Origin of the sequence: Sphingomonas sp. Leaf33, assembly GCF_001421785.1 — a bacterium.
In the GTDB taxonomy this organism is placed as follows: domain Bacteria; phylum Pseudomonadota; class Alphaproteobacteria; order Sphingomonadales; family Sphingomonadaceae; genus Sphingomonas.
This window is the reverse complement of record NZ_LMLB01000012.1, coordinates 1,940-2,141: the sequence shown is the minus strand read 5'-3', so window position 1 is coordinate 2,141 and position 202 is coordinate 1,940. Positions and strand designations below refer to the sequence as shown.

Here is a 202-nt window from a genome sequence, read left to right as displayed (position 1 = left end):
ACGTCATACAATGGCTGGTACAGAGGGTTGCCAACCCGCGAGGGGGAGCCAATCCCATAAAGCCAGTCGTAGTCCGGATCGCAGTCTGCAACTCGACTGCGTGAAGTCGGAATCGCTAGTAATCGCGGATCAGAATGTCGCGGTGAATACGTTCCCGGGTCTTGTACACACCGCCCGTCACACCATGGGAGCGGGTTCTGCC

The 202-nt window shown here is 57.9% G+C and carries 1 rRNA gene (only partly in view); it reads left to right on the top strand.

Annotated features, from left to right (window positions below):
* A 16S ribosomal RNA gene (locus tag ASE86_RS13215) occupies positions 1-202 on the top strand (its annotated part extends past both window edges: 1,114 nt to the left, 146 nt to the right); the annotation flags it as partial.